Source organism: Salmonella sp. NW38 (assembly GCF_051807745.1).
GTDB classification, from domain to species: domain Bacteria; phylum Pseudomonadota; class Gammaproteobacteria; order Enterobacterales; family Enterobacteriaceae; genus Salmonella; species Salmonella enterica.
The window spans coordinates 367,007-386,976 of sequence record NZ_JAMMTO010000002.1 but is presented as its reverse complement, the minus strand read 5'-3'; the positions used below and the strand labels follow the sequence as shown (position 1 = coordinate 386,976).

The following is a 19,970-nucleotide window of genomic DNA, read 5'->3' as shown; positions in this document are numbered from 1 at the left end:
CAAAAGGCACCGCCACAAATTATGTCCGGGCAACCCGGCTGACTTCACTGGCGACGCGTTCGGTAGCATCCGGAATGGATACCGCGCGGGCACGCTCCGCCATGGTTAACAACGCCTCGCGCGACCACCCCGCCAGGGTGTCGGCGACAGCCTCTACAGTAAACTGCGGCTGCTCAAAAATCTTAGCTGCGCCGGCGTTTTCTAACGGCAGCGCATTCCAGTACTGCTGCCTGTCTTTATGCTGAAACGGCACAAATATCGCCGGTAATCCGGCGGCGGCGATCTCGCTCACCGTTAAAGCGCCGGAACGACATACCACCACATCCGCCCACGCATAGGCGGCGGCCATGTCATCGATAAATTCCGTTACCTTATGCTGCGGTTGTCCCGCCCCGGCATATGCCTGCTCTACCGTGAGCTGCGCGCCTTTTCCGCTTTGATGCCAGATTGTAACCGTATCGCCCAGTCTGGCGGCAACCTGCGGCATCGTCTGGTTCAGGACTCGCGCCCCCTGAGAACCGCCGACCACCAACACGCGAATCGGGCCGTCACGACCGGCCAGACGCACCTGCGGCAACGGCAACGCCAGTACGTCGGTACGCACCGGGTTACCCACCACTTCCGCGTTCGGGAACGCACCGGGAAACGCCTGCATCACCGTGGTCGCGATTTTGGCCAGCCACTGATTGGTTAGTCCGGCGATACCGTTTTGCTCATGCAAAACGACCGGAATACCCAATGACCAAGCAGCAAGACCGCCGGGGCCGGAAACATAACCGCCCATTCCCAGTACGACATCCGGCTTAAACCGCTTCATGATCGCCCTCGCCTGCCGCCAGGCGTTAAAAATCCGCAGCGGCGCCGCCAGAAGCGCTTTTACGCCTTTACCGCGCAGACCGGAGATCCGAATAAAGTCAATGTCGATGCCATGCTTCGGCACTAAATCCGCTTCCATACGATCGGCGGTACCCAGCCAGCGAACCTGCCAGCCCTGGGCCATTAAATGATGCGCAACGGCCAGTCCCGGGAACACGTGCCCGCCGGTACCGCCCGCCATCACCATTAACCGCTTCGGTTGACCACTCATCGAGAACCTCGTGTAAACGCCTGCGCTTTTTCCAGACGCGTTTCATAATCAATACGTAATAAAAACATAATGGCCGTCGACATAATCAACAGACTCGACCCGCCATAACTGATCAGCGGCAGCGTAAGACCTTTGGTCGGCAGCATCCCCGCGGCCGCGCCAACGTTTACCAGCGCCTGGAAACTAAACCAAATACCGATAGAACACGCTAAAAATCCGGAAAAACGGTGGTCAATCTCCAATGCCTTACGGCCAATCGACATCGCGCGAAAAGCGACGAAGAATACCATTAAAAGCGCCAATACCACACCGATATAACCCAGTTCTTCCCCAATAATGGCGAAGATGAAATCGGTGTGCGCCTCCGGCAAATACTCCAGTTTCTGCACCGAATTCCCCAGCCCTTGCCCCCATATCTCACCGCGACCAAAAGCCATCAGCGACTGCGTCAGCTGATAACCGCTGCCGAACGGATCTTCCCAGGGATTCCAGAACGAGGTAACGCGGCGAATACGATACGGTTCGGCGAGGATTAACAGAATCACCGCCGAGATGCCCATCCCGATAATGGCGATGAACTGCCATAATTTCGCCCCGGCGAGAAACAGCATCGCCAGCGTGGTGACAAACAGTACGACCACCGTCCCGAGGTCAGGTTGCGCCAGCAGTAACACCGCCAGCACCAGAATCACGCCCATTGGTTTTAAAAAGCCGCGCAGGTTATTTCGCACCTCATCAACCTTACGCACCAGATAGTTCGCGAGGTAGCAGAACAGCGACAGCTTGGTAAACTCCGCAGGCTGAATACGCAGCGGCCCCAGCGCAATCCAGCGCGACGCCCCGTTGACCGAGCTCCCGACGACCAGCACGATAAGCAGCATAATGATCGACGCTATCAGCATCGTCGTGCTGTATTTTTGCCAGAAGGTCATGGGCAAACGTAGCGTGACCATCGCCAGACAAAATGCCAGGAAGATATAGAGCGCATCACGTTTGGCAAACAAAAACGGATCGTTCGCCAGGCGCTGCCCGACTGGCATGGAGGCCGACGTCACCATGACAAAACCAATCGCCGCCAGCCCGAAGGTCAGCCATAGCAGCGTGCGGTCATACATGATCAGACTGTCGGCGTCTTTATCGCGCGAAGCCATCACCCAGCCTTTAAGCGCCGCAAACAGCCAGGCCAGGAGGCCAAAGCCTGGTACGCGCGGCATTCTCAGACGGGGGAGAGATAAACGCATCAACCTAACTCCTTCGCCAGACGGGTAAAGACATCGCCCCGTTGCTCAAAATTTTTAAACTGATCGAGGCTGGCGCAGGCGGGCGACAACAGCACCATATCACCCGGCTGAACGCGCGGCGCCAGCAAACGCATCGCCTCTTCCATCGTCTCAGTCTGTTGGGCGATTTCCGGACGCAGTGCGGCAAGCTGCGCGCCATCGCGCCCAAAGCAATACAGGCGGATACGATCGCCGGTCAGATAGCGCGCCAGCGGAGAAAAGTCTGCCGACTTACCGTCGCCGCCCAGCAGCAGATGTAGCGTACCGTCCACATGCAAACCGTTTAGCGCCGCTTCGGTACTGCCGACGTTGGTCGCTTTCGAGTCATTGATCCAACGTACGCCGTTATGCTCCAACGCCAGCTGGAAGCGATGCGCCAGACCGGTAAATGTCGTCAACGCCTTCAAACTGCTGGCGCGCGGCAGACCTACGGCATCCGCCAGCGCCAGCGCCGCTAACGCATTGGTATAGTTATGCTGACCGGAAAGCTTCATCTCTTTCACGTTCAGCACCTTCTCGCCTTTGACTCGTAGCCAGGTTTCGCCCTGCTGACGATTAAGGTGATAATCACCCATATTGACGCCAAAGCTGACGCAGCGCTCATCGGCCCCGCGAACCGGCATCGTCAACGCGTCATCGGCATTCACTACGCACACTTTCGCCTTCTCGTAGACGCGCAGTTTCGCCGCCCGGTACTGTTGCAAACCAAACGGATACCGGTCCATATGATCTTCAGTGACGTTGAGCACCGTTGCCGCCGCCGCTTGCAAACTTGAGGTGGTTTCCAGTTGGAAACTGGATAATTCCAGCACGTACAATTCGCGATCGGCATCCAGCAGCATCAGCGCCGGAAGACCGATATTGCCGCCAACGCCGACATTGACGCCCGCCGCTTTCGCCATCTCGCCCACTAAGGTGGTCACGGTGCTTTTGCCGTTCGAGCCGGTGATGGCCACAATCGGCGCTTGCGCTTCGCGGCAAAACAGTTCGATATCGCCGACAATTTCCACTCCAGCGCTGGCGGCAGCGCTAAGAGAGGGATGCGCCAGGGCGATGCCAGGGCTGGCGACGATTAAATCCGCCGCTAAGAGCCACTCGTCGTTCAGGCCGCCAACGTGACGCTCAACCTCTTGCGGCAGCTTATCCAGACCCGGCGGCGTCACGCGAGTATCCATCACCCGCGGCGTCACGCCGCGGGCGAGAAAAAAGTCCACGCAAGAGAGTCCGGTTAAGCCCAGACCGATAATGACGACGTTTTTGTCCTGGTAATCAGCCATGATTAACGTACCTTCAGCGTTGCCAGGCCAATCAGCACCAGCATCAGCGAAATAATCCAGAAGCGCACAATCACGCGCGGTTCCGGCCAGCCTTTCAGTTCATAGTGGTGATGGATAGGCGCCATACGGAAAATACGCTGTCCGCGTAGTTTAAAGGAACCCACCTGCAGAATGACCGACAGAGTTTCCACCACAAAGACGCCGCCCATAATCACCAGCAGGAACTCCTGACGCAGCAGCACGGCGATAATGCCCAACGCGCCGCCCAACGCCAGCGATCCGACATCGCCCATAAAAACCTGCGCCGGATAGGTGTTAAACCACAAGAATCCTAATCCCGCGCCGACAATCGCCGTACAGACAATCACCAGCTCGCCCGCATGGCGTAAATACGGAATATGCAGGTAATTGGCGAAGTTCATGTTCCCGGTAGCCCAGGCCACCAGCGCAAAGCCGGCGGCAACGAAAACAGTCGGCATAATCGCCAGACCATCAAGCCCGTCGGTCAGGTTTACGGCGTTACCCGTACCGACGATGACAAAGTAGGACAGCAAAATGTAAAACAGCCCCAATTGCGGCATAACATCTTTAAAGAACGGCACCACCAGTTGGGTCGCGGGCGTGTCTTTCCCGACGAGATAAAGCGCAAAGGCCACGCCGAGCGCGATAACCGACATCCAGAAATATTTCCAGCGCGCAATCAGCCCTTTGGTATCTTTCCGCACCACTTTGCGATAGTCATCGACAAAACCGATAATGCCGTAGCCGATCAATACCACCAGCACGCACCAGACGTACGGGTTAGACGGGTAAGCCCATAACAGAACGGAAATCACAATCGCCGTCAGGATCATGATGCCGCCCATCGTCGGCGTACCGCGTTTACTGAAGTGCGATTCCGGGCCATCGTTACGTACCACCTGGCCAAAAGAGAGTTTTTGCAGACGAGCGATCATACGCGGGCCCATCCATAAAGAGATGAACAGCGCGGTCAACAGGCTGACGATGGCGCGAAACGTCAGATAAGAAAAGACGTTAAAGCCGGAATAATATTTGACCAAATGCTCGGCCAGCCAAACTAACATGAACCTTTCTCCTGTAACGCATGAACCACATCTTCCATCGCGGCGCTGCGTGATCCTTTCACTAAAATAGTCATCATTGGTTGCTCCTGAAGCAGAGCGTGTAAACGCGCAATGAGCGCGGCTTTATCGGCAAAATGTTCGCCGACGCCGCTGGCGTGGCTGATAGCCTGACTGAGTTTTCCGGTGCTTAACACGCGATCAATACCCGCCGCTTTTGCGGCCTCGCCAACCTGGATGTGGCACGCTTCGCTTTCTGCGCCCAGCTCGGCCATATCGCCTACCACCAGCACGCGGTAGCCGGGCATTTCAGAAAGGACCTGCACTGCGGCGGTCATCGAACCGACGTTGGCGTTATAAGCGTCATCCAGTACCAGTTGGTTTTCACTTAGCTGAATCGGGAACAGACGCCCGGGTACAGCTTTTAACGCCGCCAGCCCTGCTTTAACCGCCGTCAGCGTCGCCCCCACCGCCATTGATAAAGCAGCGGCCGCCAGCGCGTTGGCAATATTGTGCCGCCCCGGCAACGGCAGCAGCACATCAATGCTGCCCATCGGCGTTTGCAGGGTAAATTCGGTACCGTGTGACGTCACGTGGATATTCGCAGCGGTAAAGTCGCTGTTTGCCGCATTCGGCGAAAAGCGCCACACCTGACGATCGCCAATAATGCTTTGCCAGTTCAGCCAGTCATTATTATCGGCATTCATAATCGCGATACCGTTCTCAGGCAAACCGGTATAGATTTCGCCTTTCGCTTTCGCCACGCCGGCCAACGAGCCGAAACCTTCCAGATGCGCCGCCGCCAGGTTATTGACCAGCGCCGCTTCCGGGCGCGTCAGGCTAACGGTCCAGGCGATTTCTCCCTGGTGGTTAGCGCCTAACTCGATTACCGCATAGTCATAATCATGGTTTAAGCGCAGCAGCGTTATCGGAACGCCGATGTCGTTGTTAAAATTGCCTGCGGTATACAGAGTGTTTCCGCACTGGCTAAGAATCGCGGCGGTCATCTCTTTGACCGAGGTTTTGCCGGACGAACCGGTTAACGCCACCACCCGCGCCGGTACCTGCATACGTACCCAGGCGGCCAGTTGGCCAAATGCCTGACGCGTGTCTTTTACAATCACCTGCGGAAGATCGATATCCAGAGGACGACTGACCAGCAGGGCGCCAGCGCCGTTCGCTTTTGCTTTATCAGCAAAATCATGCGCATCAAAGCGTTCCCCTTTCAGCGCCACGAACAGGCATCCCGGCGTCACTTTCCGTGTGTCGGTAATGACCGTATCGAGCGTGAGATCCGCCCCGCGGTGTTCGGCGCCAAGGACATCGGCAATTTTGCTGAGCGTTACGCTAATCATGCGATCACCCCCAGCAAACGCGCTGCGGTCACGCGGTCTGAATAATCAAGACGCTGCGTGCCGACAATCTGGTAATCCTCGTGCCCTTTACCTGCAATCAGCACAACGTCATTGTCTTTTGCCTGCATAATGGCATTGGTTACCGCCTCAGCGCGGCCTTCCATTACCCTGACCTGCCCGGCGTCCAGCATTCCGGCCAGAATATCGTTGATAATGGCGCGCGGCTCCTCGGTACGCGGGTTATCGTCAGTCACCACGACGATATCCGCGAATTCTTCGGCAATGGCCCCCATGAGTGGGCGCTTACCTTTGTCACGATCCCCGCCACAGCCAAAGACGCACCACAATTTTCCGGCGCAGTGCAGGCGCGCCGCCTGCAACGCTTTTTCCAGCGCATCCGGCGTGTGCGCGTAATCCACCACCACCGTCGGTTTGCCTGGCGCAGTGAACACTTCCATCCGCCCGCAAACCGGCTGCAAACGCGCGGCGGTTTTCAGCAAATCCGTTAACGGATAGCCCAGCGCCAGTAGCGTCGCCAATGCCAGCAGTAAGTTGCTGACGTTAAACGCGCCCATCAGGCGGCTTTCGATTTCGCCTTCACCCCAGCTTGAAGCAAAACGAATCGTCGCTCCGCGGTCGTGGTACTCCACCGCCTCCGCTTTCAGCCAACGACCGTGACAGTTAGGGTTGATATGCCCTTCCATTGATACCGCGACCGCATCGGGTAGCGACGCCAGCCAGCGGCGTCCAACTTCATCATCGGCGTTGACGATTGCCTGACCGTGATGGTGGGTGGAATAAAGCATCCATTTTGCCGCCTCGTAATGCGCCATATCGCCATGATAGTCGAGATGGTCGCGGCTCAAATTAGTAAACACGGAGGCGGCAAATTTCAGCGCCGCCACGCGATGCTGCACCAGGCCGTGAGAAGAAACTTCCATCGCGCCGAAGGTCGCGCCCTGCGCAACCAGGCTGGCCAGCACATGCTGAACATCCACAGCGGAACCGGTTGTGTTCTCCGTCGGGATCACTTTACCCAACAGTCCGTTACCTACCGTCCCCATCACTGCGCTGGTTTCGCCGAGCAACTGGCTCCACTGCGCCAGTAGTTGGGTGGTGGTGGTCTTGCCATTGGTCCCGGTCACCGCCACCAGACGCATGTTTTCAGATGGCTCATGGTAAAAGCGGCCCGCCAGCGCAGATAAACGCTCATTGAGCTGGCTGAGATAGACGACCGGTACGCCGTGCATTTCGCGAATCTCACCGTCGCTCGCCTCGTCTTTCGCCTCTGCAATAATGGCAGCTACGCCTTGCGCTATCGCCTGCGGGATATATCGACGCCCGTCCGCCTGATGACCCACCACTGCCACAAAGAGATCGCCCGCCGCAGCCACACGGCTGTCGAGCGTCATCTCTCGCAGTTCTCGCGCGGGTAGTCCAGCCACCCACGGAGCAAGAAGGTCGCGCAAATTACGATCTGCCACCTGTTCCCTCGCCTTGATTAATTACGAATTCATTTTTTTCGCCCGTTGTCAGCGCGTCCGGTTCGATGTTCATGGTGCGCAGAACGCCGCCCATGATGGCACCAAATACCGGCGCGGAAACGGCACCGCCGTAGTATTTACCCGCCTGCGGATCGTTGATGACAACCACCAGCGCGAAGCGCGGCTGACTCGCAGGCGCGACGCCTGCTGTGTAAGCAATGTATTTGTTGATGTAGCGACCGTCCGGCCCCACTTTTTTCGCCGTACCGGTTTTAATCGCGATACGGTAGCCTTTAATTGCCGCCTTCACGCCGCCGCCGCCCGGCAGCGCCACGCTTTCCATCATATGCACCACGGTGCGTACGGTGGATTCAGGGAAGATGCGTTCGCCGGGTACAGGCGGATCAACTTTGGTAATCGACAGCGGGCGATAAATGCCATAGCTGCCGATCGTTGCATAGACTCGCGCTAACTGTAACGGCGTTACCATTAGCCCGTAGCCGAAAGAGAAGGTGGCCCTCTCTATGTCGGACCACCGTTGTTTTTGAGGATATAAGCCACTGCGTTCTCCGACCAACCCCAAATTGGTCGCCTTTCCTAGCCCAAAACGTGAGTAAGTATCTACTAACGCTGAGGACGGCATCGCTAACGCCAGTTTGGATACACCGACGTTACTCGACTTCTGCAGAACCCCGGTCAGGGTTAATTCGCTGTAGCGCGCCACGTCTTTAATTTCGTGGCCGTTAATTCGGTATGGAACGGTATTCAACACCGTATTTTCGTTGACGATACCGCGCTGAAGCGCAGTCATCACCACCATCGGCTTAACCGTAGAACCCGGTTCAAACACGTCGGTGATGGTACGGTTACGCATCGCGTCTTTCGGCGTACCGGCAAGGTTGTTGGGGTTATAGGAAGGGCTATTCGCCATCGCCAGTACTTCACCGGTATTGACATCGACCAGCACCGCGCTACCGGATTCCGCCTTGTTAAACGCCACCGCGTTGTTCAGTTCGCGGTAAACCAGCGCCTGTAAGCGTTCATCAATGCTTAACGCCAGGTTGTGCGCTGCCTGACTGTCAGTGGAGGAGATATCCTCAATCACGCGACCATAGCGGTCTTTACGCACGATTCGCTCGCCAGGCTGACCGGTAAGCCACTTATCAAAGCTCTTTTCAACGCCTTCAATCCCCTGACTGTCGACGTTGGTAAAACCGATGAGGTGAGCGGTTACTTCTCCTGACGGGTAGTAGCGGCGGGACTCTTCACGCAAATGAATGCCCGGCAGTTTGAGTTTTTTGATGTAGTCCGCCATGTCAGGATTTACCTGGCGCGCCAGATAAATAAAACGCCCTTTCGGGTTGGCGTTGATACGGGCGGAGAGCTGATCGAGCGGAATATTGAGCGCAGTAGAAAGCGCTTTCCAGCGATCGCCAACGCTGATGCCGCCGGCGTCATGAACTTCTTTCGGGTCGGCCCAGATCGCCTTAACCGGTACGCTGACCGCCAGTGGACGCCCGGAACGGTCGGTAATCATACCGCGTGAGGTGGAGACTTCCTGAACACGCAGCGAACGCATATCGCCCTGACGCACCAGCATATCCGGGGCGATAATCTGTAGCCACGCCGCGCGTCCAAGTAAAAAAACCAGCGCCAGTAAAATACAGCCGCACAGCAACGCAAAACGCCAACTGATGAAGTTGGTCTGTTCTTCCTGGCGCTTCGATTTTTGCGTTTTTGCCGCTGCTTTCATGCGTCGCGTTTATCCTTATTTTTGCACTACGATATTTTCTTGGGACGGATCAACATGCTGCATTTGCAGCTTTTCCGTTGCGATCCGCTCCACCCGGCTGTGATCGCCGAGCGCATTTTCTTCAAGGATCAGGTTGCGCCATTCAATGTCCAATGCATCGCGCTCCAGAACCAGTTGTTCACGCTGCGCGGTGAGTAAACGAGTATGGTGCGCCGTCGTGACCACCGTCACCGCCGTTAAAATGATGCAAATGAACAAGCAGAGTGGCAGCTTCCCGAACCGCAAAAGATCGTCACCGATCACGCCGGGCAAGGCATGGCGTTCGTTGCTTCCTATCGATCCCTTCACTTTGCTTAGGGCTTCTGTCACTCTGCTGATCATGCGTTCGTCCTCTCTGCGATACGCAGAACTGAACTACGGGCCCGAGGATTTTCAGCTACCTCTTTTTCACCCGGCATCAACTTGCCTAACGCTCGTAACTCACGACCGCCCAGTTTTTTGAGCTGCGCTTCCGTCATCGGTAATCCAGCCGGCACCTGCGGACCGCGGCTTTGCTCACGCATAAAGCGTTTCACAATACGGTCTTCCAGCGAGTGGAAACTGATGATTGAAAGCCGCCCGCCTGGGGCCAGTACGCTGAGCGAGCTTTTTAGCGCCTGCTCTATCTCCTCCAGTTCACTGTTTACCCAGATGCGCACCGCCTGGAAGGTACGGGTCGCGGGATGTTTGAATTTGTCTTTTACCGGGGTCGCCGCCGCAACCACTTCCGCCAGCTCTTTGGTGCGGGTCATCGGCTGTTCGCGATTGCGCTCAACAATGGCGCGAGCAATACGTTTGGCAAAACGCTCCTCGCCGAATGTTTTCAGCACCCAGGCGATATCCGCCTCCTCCGCCGTTTGTAACCACTCGGCGGCAGACTGGCCGCGCGTCGGGTCCATTCGCATATCCAGCGGACCGTCGCGCATAAATGAAAAACCGCGCTCCGCATCGTCAAGCTGCGGAGAAGAGACGCCAAGATCGAGAAGGATCCCGTCAATCTTGCCGGTAAGCTCGCGCTCGGCTACATAATCAGCCAGCGCGGAAAAAGGTCCATGAATGATGGAGAAGCGAGGATCATTGATGGCCTGCGCAACGGCGATCGCCTGCGGATCGCGATCGATCGCCAGCAAGCGCCCCTCTTCGCCCAGTTGCGAGAGGATCAGGCGCGAGTGGCCGCCGCGACCAAATGTGCCATCAATATAGATACCATCCGGACGAATATTCAGCCCATTAACGGCTTCATCCAACAGTACCGTAGTGTGTTTAAAATTTTCCATCATCTTATAGAGACAAGTCCTGCAGCCGCTCCGATAACGTTTCGGTAGCTGACTGTTCAGCGTCGATATCTTCCTTGACCTGTTGATACCAGGTCGTTTCATCCCACAGCTCAAATTTGTTGAACTGTCCAACCAGCATCACTTCTTTCGTCAGTCCGGCATGTTGCCGCAGAACTGGCGCGATCAGTAATCGACCTGCACCATCCATCTGACATTCGCTGGCATGGCCCAACAGTAAACGCTGTACGCGACGTTCTACCGGGTTCATGCTCGACAGACGAGATAACTTTTGCTCAATAATTTCCCATTCAGGCAGGGGGTAAAGCAGCAGGCATGGGTGATGGATGTCAATGGTACATACCATTTGACCGGTAGCGCTCTCGATCAGTTGCTCCCGATAACGGGTCGGCACGGTCAGGCGCCCTTTACTGTCGAGATTGACTAACGTTGCCCCCCGGAACATGCCAGTCTCACCCCTTCTTACCACTTTATCCCACAAATTCCCACTCGAAGGAGTTTACGGAGCGGAGGAAAAGCTTGTCAAGCAAGTCACAACGCTTACCGAAGTAAAAAAGCCAATGTTTACGGCGAATATCTGCGTTGATTAATTTCCACCCAGCGCGCAAGCCAAATTAACGTTATGAATATTTGTAAGAAAAAAACCAAAGACCCACCGCCGTTTAAAACGGACTCAATATAATCCGAGAAAAATATAAAGTGTCAGTTTGCGACGCGAGCGGCATTTTAGGACATATTGCACCGTGTTAACAGTGCCTGTTTAACGTGTGCAGCGCCTGCTATACCAGCGCCTACGAGCGACTGTCGCGCCAAAGACAAAAAGTGGCTGTTAATTCGACAATTTCTTGCCTGCTTGTAACAAAACAAGACAAAGGAAAAGACTCGTTACGTCTTAATTAGTGGAATATGGACGATTTCGGACAAAAGAAAGGTAATAAAAAAGAATTTTCGGATAATTTTAAGGAATAATCTTAATTATTTGAGGGATATTTTTACTGATACGCATTTGTTTGACGGCGGCAGAAGAGAGAGTCTTTTACCGCCGGTCCTTTAGCTACGGCTCAGAATGCCGCGACGATACAGGTTTCGCCGAATACGCGTTAAGCCGGGTTTCGGTTTACGCGGTTCATCAAGACTTGCCAGCACAATCTCCAGCACGCGTTCCGCGACATCACGATGACGCTGCGCCACCGCCAGTACCGGGCATTGCAGAAAATCCAGCAGCTCATGATCGCCGAAGGTCGCAATCGCTAAATCCGAGGGCAGTTTTCCATCGCGCCGCAGCGTAACGTCCATCACGCCCTGTAATAGCGCGAACGATGTCGTAAAGAGCGCCTGCGGCATAGGATGCGTTTCTAGCCATTTCTCAAACAACTGCGCGGCGGCTTCGCGCTCATAGCTGTTGGCATATAAGAAACTCACCTCCCGCGGATCGTCTTTCCATGCGGTGCGGAACCCCTGCTCGCGCAGGAAACTGACGGACAACTCCGGCAGCGCGCCCAAATAAAGCACCGTTTCCGCCGGGAATTTACGCAGCTCTTCCGCCAGCATCTCGGCATCATCCTGATCGGCGCCGACCACGCTGGTGAAATGTTCGCGATCCAGCGCGCGGTCGAGCGCGACGATGGGGAACGGATCGTTGGCCCAGCGCTGATAGAAGGGATGTTCCGGCGGTAACGAAGTTGAAACAATGATTGCATCCACCTGGCGTTGCAAAAGGTGCTCAATGCAGCGCATTTCGTTATCCGGCTGATCTTCAGAACAGGCGATCAGCAGTTGGTAGCCACGCTGGCGTGCCTGGCGCTCAAGATAGTTTGCGATACGGGTGTAGCTCGTGTTTTCAAGGTCCGGGATCACCAGACCAATGGAACGTGTGCGTCCAGCACGCAGCCCGGCAGCCACAGCGTTAGGATGGTAATTGTGCTCACGCACTACCGCCATGACTTTTTCTACGGTTTTGTCGCTCACGCGGTATTGCTTTGCTTTACCGTTTATAACGTAGCTTGCAGTTGTGCGCGAGACACCGGCCAGCCGAGCGATTTCATCCAGTTTCACAATTGCCCCTTGTGTAAATTGTACAAACCATAACCTTTATGTCGGCATGGGTTAAAATCGTTAACATCTAAGCGCAGTTTGATCACTCCGGCAACCGCTTTTATTCCGGGTTACCACGGATTTCGCAAAAAAAAGCCCAACCGATGATATTGGGTTGGGCGATAATTCCTGTTGGCTGATATCCGGCAAACCTGCCTGATGGCGCTACGCTTATCGGACCTGGGCCAGATATCAGCCTGTAGACCGGATAAAACGCACGCGCGTCGTCATCCGGCAAATCTGCTCAGCGCATAATCTTATCGCCGCGCGAAAGCCCGACGACGCCTGAACGCGCCACTTCAACAATTTTCGCCACGTCGCGCAGCGAGGCCAGAAAAGCATCCAGTTTATCGCTGGTACCCGCCAGTTGAACGGTATACAGCGTTGGCGTAACGTCAATAATCTGACCACGGAAAATTTCCGTATTACGCTTCACCTCTTCCCGTCCGTAGCCGCTGGCCTGGATTTTCACCAGCATGATTTCCCGCTCAACGTGCGCTCCTTGTCCCAGCTCGCTGACGCGCAGCACATCAACCAGCTTGTGCAGTTGCTTTTCAATTTGCTCAAGCACTTTTTCATCGCCTACCGTCTGGATAGTCATGCGCGACAACGTCGGATCGTCTGTCGGCGCAACGGTCAGGCTTTCAATATTATATCCGCGTTGCGAAAAGAGGCCGATAACCCGCGATAACGCCCCAGATTCGTTTTCCAGTAATACCGATAAAATCCGGCGCATCATCAGGTCCTCTCCGTTTTGCTTAACCACATTTCGTCCATCCCGCCCCCGCGAATCTGCATTGGATAGACATGCTCGCTGCCATCAACGGTGACATCGACGAACACCAGTCGGTTATTACGCACATGCTCAAGGGCTTCGCTGAGTTTACTTTCCAGCTCATCCGGACGGTTAATCTGCAGCCCGACATGGCCATATGCTTCCGCCAGGCGCACAAAATCCGGTAACGACTGCATATAAGACTGAGAATGGCGACCAGAATAGATCATATCCTGCCACTGTTTCACCATCCCCAGATAACGGTTGTTCAGGTTCAGAACCAGTACCGGCAGTTCATACTGTAAGGCTGTCGACAGCTCCTGAATGTTCATCTGTATACTGCCATCGCCGGTCACGCAGACCACCATTTCTTTCGGCAGGGCCATTTTAACGCCCAGCGCAGCCGGTAGGCCAAAACCCATCGTGCCGAGCCCGCCGGAATTAATCCAGCGACGTGGTTTATCGAACGGGTAATAGAGAGCGGCAAACATCTGATGTTGTCCTACATCGGACGTCACGTAAGCGTCGCCCTTCGTCAGACGCCAGAGGGTTTCAATCACCGCCTGGGGTTTAATGCTTTCGCTTTCCGCGTCATATTTCAGGCACTGACGGGCGCGCCAGCTCTCTATCTGCTGCCACCAGTCGCGAATATCATCCTGCGGCTGAGACGGCGCATCCTGCGCCAGTAGCTCCAGCATTTGTTCCAGTACCAGGCGGGCATCGCCCACCACCGGGATATCAGCGTTAACCGTTTTGGATATGGACGTCGGGTCAATGTCGATGTGTAACACCGTCGCGTTCGGACAATATTTAGCGAGATTATTCGTCGTGCGGTCGTCAAATCGTACGCCAACAGCGAAAATCACGTCGGCGTTATGCATGGTCATATTGGCTTCATAAGTGCCATGCATTCCCAGCATTCCTAACGACTGGCGATGAGTAGCAGGAAACGCGCCCAGTCCCATTAATGAAGAGACCACCGGCAGGTTAAAGGTTTCAATGATGTGGCGCAGCGGCGCATAGCAGGCCGCGCTTATCGCCCCTCCCCCAACGTAGACCACCGGTTTTTTTGCCGACGCCAGCGTTTGCAAGGCACGCTTAATTTGTCCTTTATGTCCTGATGTTGTGGGATTGTAAGAGCGCATACTGACCGTTTCCGGCCAGACATACGGCATTTTTTTCGCCGGATTCAAAATATCTTTCGGTAAATCCACGACCACCGGCCCAGGACGTCCGCTTGCCGCCAGCCAGAAGGCCTTTTTAAGCACCTGGGGAATATCTTCCGTCTGTTTGACCAGGAAGCTATGTTTGACCACCGGTCGGGAAATCCCCACCATGTCGCACTCCTGAAAGGCATCATAGCCAATCAATGAGGTGGCGACCTGGCCGGAAAGAATCACCAGCGGAATGGAATCCATATAGGCCGTAGCAATCCCGGTAATCGCATTGGTCGCTCCCGGTCCGGAAGTCACCAGCACCACGCCAACGTCGCCAGTGGCTCGCGCCAGGCCATCCGCCATATGCACCGCGGCCTGCTCATGACGCACCAGCACATGATCGATCCCTCCAACGGTATGTAGCGCATCATAAATATCAAGCACTGCGCCTCCAGGATAGCCGAACACCTGCTTTACGCCTTGATCGATAAGCGATCGGACGACCATCTCGGCTCCAGACAACATCTCCACGGCTTGCCTCCACTTTATACCTGTCATCACGGTTTGACGGACACCTTAACCGCTCGCTATCACGCCTGGCAATTGGGTGGAATGACGTAAAGATGGGGAAGGTTAGAATAATCAGGAGGCAAGAAGAGAAGAAATGGAGAAATACTCCGTCTGAATCACACCAGGTAATAAATAATCGCTTATAAATGCAGACTTACAGCAATTCATCTATTTTTCACAGCGACGAAAAGAATCGCTCACCGTTAATTCAGCATAAAATTTTTGATATACGATAAAAAGCAGAATAAACCAGAATTTGTTTCTGATTTATTCTGCCCGGTTTTATCGCTTACAAACAGAAACTAATAAATCTTCCATCCATTGGTGCCCTTTATCACGCCCAGCCGCTTCATGCCAGGAAAGGTAGCATGTCCGGCTATTCAGTTTTAAAGGTAACGGCAATATTTGCAGCTCCAGCGACTCCGCAAACTCTTCCGCCAGCCAGCGCGGGGCAATAGCGACCAAATGCGTCTGCGAAACCACGTTCAGAACGCTGATAAGCGCCATGCCCTGATAAGCCACGCTCGACTGTTTATCCGGCGTGTCATACCACGGCTGACTAAATGACGCATAACGATCGAGAGAAACAACCGCATGTTGTTCATTATAAACATCGCCTTCCAGTAGCGGGCCGCTAATACGCGGGTGTTTACGGCTGGCGACTAAAACCATTTCATCTTTAAATAGCGGTACGCTGGTAAACTCAGGGCGACGGAATTCTTCATAACTAATAACGAACTCGGTTTCCTGATAGCGTAACTGATGCTCAGTATTCTGATTCAACGACGCTTTAAAAACGACATGAATATTTGGCGCAATTTTTTCTACACGATTATAAATCTGTGACGTCAGGATATTATCCAGCGGACTGCACACGCAAAGATTGAATACACGTTCGCTGCTGGTCGGCTCAAACCCCGATCCCGGCAATTCATTTTGCACCAATTGCAATGCCTGACGGACTGAACCAAATAACTGAAATGCACGGGCAGTCGGCTGAATTCCTCGTCCATATCGAACAAAAAGTTCGTCATTAAACATAACCTTCAGACGCGCTACGGCGTTACTAACCGCAGGCTGCGACATTCCCAGCGTGTGGGCGGCGCGCGTAATATTCTGCTCTTGCATTACCGCATCGAACACGGTCAATAGGTTCAAATCAACCATGCGAAGCTGTGGTTTGCCCATATCTAAAAGATGCGGCTTTTCGGTTTTGACCTCTGGCATATTTAACTCCACTGTCACGCTTAACTCCCTTTTTCTGGCTGAAGGCAGAAATAATTCCTGAAAATATGATTTACCATGCATATAAAATAAGAAAAAGGGAAAGCGTTAAAATTCGGAAAACATAAAGACGCTGACAGAGACAAATAGAATGCCAGCGCAAGCGTAATGTGTCCTGAGTCACACCATTGCGATTCATAATGTTTAAATTACGCAAGCAATATAACCATAACTATGGCGAATACACAATCATACACCAAGTGAATGATCATTTAAGTTTCAATTAAATGTTTATATTATTAATAGCTAAAAAGTTAACATTAATTTATCAATAACTTTATCCTTATCCATTAAGTAAACAAGGTTATTTGTTAAAATATAAAATAAATCAAAAAGATAAACCAAACCTTTAGCATACCTTTAACAGGCCATTCCCCTAACCAATTTGCAAACAAAAATGCCTAAATATTTCAAACAATGAAAAGTATGAATGTCCACTCGTTCTTTTATCCTTTATTGGACGCGCAGCCCAGCACAATTAGCTAAAGTACGTATCCGGATATGGTCAACAAAATGCAATGGCGACAGAAATCAGAGTTGACATTAAACGGCATATCCAGTACCACTAAAAGCATATCGCATTCGCTGGAGCTGAATTAATGTCACATATCGTTCGTTTCACTGGGCTACTACTACTCAACGCATTTATTGTGCGCGGTAGACCGGTGGGCGGCATTCAACATTAAGTCAGCTCGAAGTCAAACAAAACCCGCGCCGTTGCGCGGGTTTTTTTATGCCTGACGCAAGGCGCCCCTGGAGACAAGGACCACATCATGAGCCAGCAAGTCATTATTTTTGATACGACCTTACGCGACGGCGAACAAGCGTTACAGGCCAGCCTGAGCGCGAAAGAGAAGCTGCAGATTGCCCTGGCCCTTGAGCGCATGGGCGTTGATGTCATGGAAGTAGGCTTCCCGGTCTCTTCTCCGGGTGATTTTGAATCTGTCCAAACCATCGCCCGCACCATTAAAAACAGCCGCGTTTGCGCCCTGGCGCGTTGTGTAGAAAAAGACATCGACGTCGCGGCACAGGCGCTGAAGGTCGCCGACGCGTTTCGCATCCATACTTTTATCGCCACCTCGCCAATGCACATCGCCACCAAGCTGCGCAGCACGCTGGATGAGGTCATCGAACGCGCGGTATACATGGTTAAGCGGGCGCGTAATTACACTGATGACGTGGAGTTCTCCTGCGAAGATGCTGGCCGGACGCCTGTTGACGATCTGGCGCGCGTGGTGGAAGCCGCTATAAACGCCGGCGCGAGAACCATTAATATTCCCGATACCGTGGGCTATACCATGCCGTTTGAGTTCGCGGGAATCATTTCCGGCCTGTATGAACGTGTCCCCAATATCGACAAAGCTATCATCTCCGTTCATACCCACGACGATTTAGGGATAGCAGTAGGCAACTCGCTGGCGGCAGTACATGCGGGCGCGCGTCAGGTTGAAGGCGCGATGAACGGTATCGGAGAACGTGCCGGTAACTGCGCACTGGAAGAAGTGATCATGGCGATTAAAGTGCGCAAAGACATCATGAACGTACACACCAATATCAATCACCACGAAATCTGGCGCACCAGCCAGACCGTCAGCCAGATCTGTAACATGCCGATCCCGGCCAACAAAGCGATTGTCGGCAGCGGCGCTTTCGCCCACTCTTCCGGCATCCACCAGGATGGCGTCCTCAAGAACCGCGAAAACTATGAAATCATGACGCCAGAGTCCATCGGTCTGAACCAGATACAGCTGAACCTGACCTCCCGCTCTGGCCGTGCCGCCGTGAAACATCGCATGGAAGAGATGGGTTACAAGGACACAGACTACAACATGGACCACCTGTACGACGCGTTCCTGAAGCTGGCGGACAAAAAAGGCCAGGTGTTCGACTATGACCTGGAAGCGCTGGCGTTTATTAATAAACAGCAAGAAGAACCAGAGCATTTCCGTCTGGATTACTTCAGCGTGCAGTCCGGCTCCAGCGATATCGCCACTGCTTCCGTGAAGCTGGCCTGTGGTGAAGAGATCAAGGCCGAGGCGGCGAACGGCAACGGCCCGGTCGACGCCATCTATCAGGCGATTAACCGCATCACTGGCTACGACGTTGAGTTGGTTAAATACGACCTGAACGCCAAAGGCCAGGGCAAAGACGCGCTGGGTCAGGTCGATATCGTCGTGAACCATCATGGTCGCCGCTTCCACGGCGTCGGGCTGGCGACGGATATCGTCGAATCCTCCGCCAAAGCGATGGTGCACGTACTGAACAATATCTGGCGCGCAGCCGAAGTTGAAAAAGAATTGCAACGCAAAGCTCAAAATAAAGAGAACAACAAGGAAACCGTGTAATGTCGAAGAACTATCATATTGCCGTACTGCCGGGCGACGGTATCGGCCCGGAAGTCATGGCGCAAGCCCTGAAAGTTATGGATGCGGTACGCAGCCGTTTTGATATGCGTATCACCACCAGCCACTATGACGTCGGCGGTATTGCTATCGACAATCATGGTCATCCACTGCCGAAAGCCACCGTTGAAGGGTGCGAGCAGGCGGATGCCATTCTGTTTGGCTCCGTCGGCGGCCCGAAATGGGAAAATTTGCCCCCGGAAAGCCAGCCGGAGCGCGGCGCCCTGCTGCCGCTGCGCAAACATTTCAAATTATTCAGTAATCTGCGTCCGGCGAAACTGTATCAGGGACTGGAAGCATTTTGCCCGTTGCGCGCCGATATCGCCGCTAACGGTTTCGATATCCTGTGCGTGCGCGAGCTGACCGGCGGGATCTATTTCGGACAGCCAAAAGGCCGTGAAGGCAGCGGTCAGTACGAAAAAGCCTTTGATACCGAAGTTTATCACCGCTTTGAGATCGAGCGCATTGCCCGTATCGCCTTTGAATCGGCGCGTAAACGCCGCCGTAAAGTCACCTCTATTGATAAAGCCAACGTACTGCAAAGCTCTATCCTGTGGCGTGAGATCGTCAATGATGTCGCGAAAACGTATCCCGATGTGGAACTCGCGCACATGTATATCGATAACGCCACCATGCAGTTGATTAAAGACCCGTCGCAGTTTGACGTACTGCTGTGCTCTAACCTGTTCGGCGACATTCTGTCCGACGAATGCGCCATGATCACCGGCTCAATGGGGATGTTGCCCTCCGCCAGCCTGAACGAGCAAGGGTTTGGCCTGTATGAACCGGCTGGCGGCTCCGCGCCGGATATCGCCGGGAAAAATATCGCCAATCCAATTGCGCAGATCCTGTCGCTGGCGCTGCTGCTGCGCTACAGCCTGGATGCCAACGATGCGGCAACGGCCATTGAACAGGCGATCAATCGCGCATTAGAAGAGGGCGTTCGCACCGGCGATTTAGCCAGGGGCGCTGCCGCAGTCAGTACCGATGAGATGGGCGATATTATCGCCCGCTATGTCGCAGAAGGGGTGTAATC

At 54.1% G+C, this 19,970-nt stretch carries 17 protein-coding genes; 3 read left to right on the top strand and 14 right to left on the bottom strand.

What is annotated here, in order from left to right:
* Positions 1 to 19 precede the first annotated feature (19 nt).
* The 14 genes from murG to leuO form a co-directional block, all read right to left on the bottom strand.
* Positions 20 to 1,087 carry an undecaprenyldiphospho-muramoylpentapeptide beta-N-acetylglucosaminyltransferase gene (gene murG / locus NA624_RS05625; protein WP_000016613.1) on the bottom strand — a complete coding sequence of 356 codons (1,068 nt, stop codon included), beginning with the start codon at positions 1,085 to 1,087 and terminating at the stop codon, positions 20 to 22.
* On the bottom strand, positions 1,084 to 2,328 hold the full coding sequence (ftsW, locus tag NA624_RS05620) for a cell division protein FtsW (protein ID WP_001239803.1): 1,245 nt from the start codon (positions 2,326 to 2,328) through the stop codon (positions 1,084 to 1,086). The genes murG and ftsW overlap by 4 nt, the downstream gene beginning before the upstream one ends.
* Positions 2,328 to 3,644: a UDP-N-acetylmuramoyl-L-alanine--D-glutamate ligase gene (murD, locus tag NA624_RS05615; RefSeq protein WP_000796443.1), complete on the bottom strand. Its 1,317-nt coding sequence runs from the start codon at positions 3,642 to 3,644 to the stop codon at positions 2,328 to 2,330. Before murD ends, ftsW begins: the two co-directional genes overlap by 1 nt.
* A gap of 2 nt (positions 3,645 to 3,646) precedes the next feature.
* Positions 3,647 to 4,729, bottom strand: coding sequence for a phospho-N-acetylmuramoyl-pentapeptide-transferase (gene mraY / locus NA624_RS05610; RefSeq protein WP_000964138.1), 1,083 nt, complete (start codon positions 4,727 to 4,729; stop codon positions 3,647 to 3,649).
* Positions 4,723 to 6,081, bottom strand: coding sequence for a UDP-N-acetylmuramoyl-tripeptide--D-alanyl-D-alanine ligase (murF, locus tag NA624_RS05605; RefSeq protein ID WP_000626639.1), 1,359 nt, complete (start codon positions 6,079 to 6,081; stop codon positions 4,723 to 4,725). The genes mraY and murF overlap by 7 nt, the downstream gene beginning before the upstream one ends.
* Positions 6,078 to 7,565, bottom strand: coding sequence for a UDP-N-acetylmuramoyl-L-alanyl-D-glutamate--2,6-diaminopimelate ligase (murE, locus tag NA624_RS05600; protein WP_000775073.1), 1,488 nt, complete (start codon positions 7,563 to 7,565; stop codon positions 6,078 to 6,080). The genes murF and murE overlap by 4 nt, the downstream gene beginning before the upstream one ends.
* Positions 7,552 to 9,318, bottom strand: coding sequence for a peptidoglycan glycosyltransferase FtsI (gene ftsI / locus NA624_RS05595; protein ID WP_000642236.1), 1,767 nt, complete (start codon positions 9,316 to 9,318; stop codon positions 7,552 to 7,554). Before ftsI ends, murE begins: the two co-directional genes overlap by 14 nt.
* A 15-nt stretch (positions 9,319 to 9,333) precedes the next feature.
* Entirely contained in the window at positions 9,334 to 9,699 is a 366-nt protein-coding gene (gene ftsL, locus NA624_RS05590; protein ID WP_000625651.1) for a cell division protein FtsL, read from the bottom strand.
* Positions 9,696 to 10,637: a 16S rRNA (cytosine(1402)-N(4))-methyltransferase RsmH gene (gene rsmH, locus NA624_RS05585; protein WP_000970433.1), complete on the bottom strand. Its 942-nt coding sequence runs from the start codon at positions 10,635 to 10,637 to the stop codon at positions 9,696 to 9,698. The genes ftsL and rsmH overlap by 4 nt, the downstream gene beginning before the upstream one ends.
* Position 10,638: 1 nt before the next feature.
* The gene (gene mraZ, locus NA624_RS05580) at positions 10,639 to 11,097 is read right to left on the bottom strand and encodes a division/cell wall cluster transcriptional repressor MraZ (RefSeq protein ID WP_000488294.1); all 459 of its coding nucleotides are present in this window, start codon (positions 11,095 to 11,097) and stop codon (positions 10,639 to 10,641) included.
* A gap of 605 nt (positions 11,098 to 11,702) precedes the next feature.
* Positions 11,703 to 12,707 (bottom strand): catabolite repressor/activator, encoded by a 1,005-nt coding sequence (gene cra / locus NA624_RS05575; protein ID WP_000762407.1) that lies wholly within the window; start codon positions 12,705 to 12,707, stop codon positions 11,703 to 11,705.
* A gap of 283 nt (positions 12,708 to 12,990) precedes the next feature.
* The gene (gene ilvN, locus NA624_RS05570) at positions 12,991 to 13,482 is read right to left on the bottom strand and encodes an acetolactate synthase small subunit (protein WP_001563086.1); all 492 of its coding nucleotides are present in this window, start codon (positions 13,480 to 13,482) and stop codon (positions 12,991 to 12,993) included.
* Positions 13,483 to 13,484: 2 nt separating this feature from the next.
* Positions 13,485 to 15,209: an acetolactate synthase 3 large subunit gene (ilvI, locus tag NA624_RS05565; protein WP_000425619.1), complete on the bottom strand. Its 1,725-nt coding sequence runs from the start codon at positions 15,207 to 15,209 to the stop codon at positions 13,485 to 13,487.
* 321 nt (positions 15,210 to 15,530) lie between these two features.
* Positions 15,531 to 16,475 carry a transcriptional regulator LeuO gene (gene leuO / locus NA624_RS05560; protein ID WP_001115421.1) on the bottom strand — a complete coding sequence of 315 codons (945 nt, stop codon included), beginning with the start codon at positions 16,473 to 16,475 and terminating at the stop codon, positions 15,531 to 15,533.
* A gap of 656 nt (positions 16,476 to 17,131) precedes the next feature.
* On the opposite strand from leuO, the gene leuL reads away from it, so the two are divergent.
* From leuL to leuB, 3 genes are all read left to right on the top strand, one after another.
* Positions 17,132 to 17,218 (top strand): leu operon leader peptide, encoded by an 87-nt coding sequence (gene leuL, locus NA624_RS05555; protein WP_001575587.1) that lies wholly within the window; start codon positions 17,132 to 17,134, stop codon positions 17,216 to 17,218.
* Positions 17,219 to 17,305: 87 nt separating this feature from the next.
* Positions 17,306 to 18,877 (top strand): 2-isopropylmalate synthase, encoded by a 1,572-nt coding sequence (gene leuA / locus NA624_RS05550; RefSeq protein WP_000082819.1) that lies wholly within the window; start codon positions 17,306 to 17,308, stop codon positions 18,875 to 18,877.
* Positions 18,877 to 19,968, top strand: a complete 1,092-nt coding sequence (leuB, locus tag NA624_RS05545; protein ID WP_000042325.1) for a 3-isopropylmalate dehydrogenase — start codon at positions 18,877 to 18,879, stop codon at positions 19,966 to 19,968. The genes leuA and leuB overlap by 1 nt, the downstream gene beginning before the upstream one ends.
* Positions 19,969 to 19,970: the final 2 nt, after the last annotated feature.

What these genes read in the sequence shown, in the direction of transcription:
- murD (WP_000796443.1), bottom strand. Translation starts at nt 3,644, where the DNA reads ATGGCTGATTACCAGGACAAAAACGTCGTCATTATCGGTCTGGGCTTA.
- mraY (WP_000964138.1), bottom strand. Translation starts at nt 4,729, where the DNA reads ATGTTAGTTTGGCTGGCCGAGCATTTGGTCAAATATTATTCCGGCTTT.
- ftsL (WP_000625651.1), bottom strand. Translation starts at nt 9,699, where the DNA reads ATGATCAGCAGAGTGACAGAAGCCCTAAGCAAAGTGAAGGGATCGATA.
- leuL (WP_001575587.1), top strand. Translation starts at nt 17,132, where the DNA reads ATGTCACATATCGTTCGTTTCACTGGGCTACTACTACTCAACGCATTT.
- ilvN (WP_001563086.1), bottom strand. Translation starts at nt 13,482, where the DNA reads ATGCGCCGGATTTTATCGGTATTACTGGAAAACGAATCTGGGGCGTTA.
- mraZ (WP_000488294.1), bottom strand. Translation starts at nt 11,097, where the DNA reads ATGTTCCGGGGGGCAACGTTAGTCAATCTCGACAGTAAAGGGCGCCTG.
- rsmH (WP_000970433.1), bottom strand. Translation starts at nt 10,637, where the DNA reads ATGATGGAAAATTTTAAACACACTACGGTACTGTTGGATGAAGCCGTT.
- murG (WP_000016613.1), bottom strand. Translation starts at nt 1,087, where the DNA reads ATGAGTGGTCAACCGAAGCGGTTAATGGTGATGGCGGGCGGTACCGGC.
- leuB (WP_000042325.1), top strand. Translation starts at nt 18,877, where the DNA reads ATGTCGAAGAACTATCATATTGCCGTACTGCCGGGCGACGGTATCGGC.
- ftsW (WP_001239803.1), bottom strand. Translation starts at nt 2,328, where the DNA reads ATGCGTTTATCTCTCCCCCGTCTGAGAATGCCGCGCGTACCAGGCTTT.
- ftsI (WP_000642236.1), bottom strand. Translation starts at nt 9,318, where the DNA reads ATGAAAGCAGCGGCAAAAACGCAAAAATCGAAGCGCCAGGAAGAACAG.
- murF (WP_000626639.1), bottom strand. Translation starts at nt 6,081, where the DNA reads ATGATTAGCGTAACGCTCAGCAAAATTGCCGATGTCCTTGGCGCCGAA.
- leuO (WP_001115421.1), bottom strand. Translation starts at nt 16,475, where the DNA reads ATGCCAGAGGTCAAAACCGAAAAGCCGCATCTTTTAGATATGGGCAAA.
- leuA (WP_000082819.1), top strand. Translation starts at nt 17,306, where the DNA reads ATGAGCCAGCAAGTCATTATTTTTGATACGACCTTACGCGACGGCGAA.